This window comes from Pseudomonas sp. P5_B2, assembly GCF_056400445.1.
Map to the genome: position 1 here is coordinate 1 of NZ_JBFULH010001113.1, position 986 is coordinate 986.

Here is a 986-nt window from a genome sequence, read left to right on the forward strand (position 1 = left end):
CCTCGTACACCAACGTCGCTCGGCATGAAAAAAATAAAAGGAGATCCCTGCATGCAAGGCCCTGCGATCAATACGTTCGATTTCCAATCGCTGCCATCAGCGCTGCTCGAAGAACTGACTGCCCTGCTCGGTGCCAGGTTCAGTTCTTCAGCGAGTGTGCGTGAGCACCACGGCAGTGACATTTCCGCCCTTGATCCCATGCCGCCGCAAGCGGTGGCGTTTGTGAACAGCCTTGCAGAGATCGTCAGCGTGCAGAAGGCCTGCTACACACATCGAGTGCCGATCATTCCCTACGGCAGCGGCAGCTCCTTGGAGGGTTGGTTGCATGCGGTACACGGCGGCATCTGCATAGATGTGTCGGGCATGAACCAGATCATCGAAGTGCGCATCGACGACATGGATGTCACGGTACAACCAGGGGTGACCCGCAAACAGTTGAATGCCGCATTGCACGGGACTGGCTTGTTCTTCCCGATCGATCCGGGTGCCGATGCTTCATTGGGTGGCATGGCGGCCACCCGAGCTTCGGGCACCAACGCGGTGCGCTACGGAACGATGCGCGAAAACGTCCTGGCCATGACGGCCGTTCTTGCCGATGGCCGTGTGCTGCAGACCGGCGGCCGGGCACGCAAGTCGTCGGCGGGCTATGACCTGACTCATCTGCTGGTGGGTTCCGGCGGAACACTGGCAACCGTTGCCGAACTGACGGTGAAACTGCACCCGATCCCGGAGGCCATTTCGGCGGCAGTATGCAATTTTCCCAGTGTCGATCACGCGGTGCGCACGGTTATCCAGGCCATCCAGTTGGGCATACCGATGGCACGCATTGAACTGATCGACACACTGACGGTTCGCGCGCTCAATGCCTACAGCAAGACCACGCTGCAAGAAGCCCCTTCCCTGTTCTTCGAGCTGCATGGCTCCGAGTCCAGCGTCAAAGAACAGGTGGAAACGCTACGCATGCTTGCCGACGAACAGGGTGGACA

The 986-nt window shown here is 59.3% G+C and carries 1 protein-coding gene; it reads left to right on the forward strand.

The window, feature by feature from the left end; genetic code table 11:
• Nucleotides 1–51: 51 nt before the first annotated feature.
• Nucleotides 52–986: FAD-binding oxidoreductase (locus tag AC1DRJ_RS29545; RefSeq protein WP_477805240.1), on the forward strand; the 935-nt coding region annotated here is incomplete at its 3' end.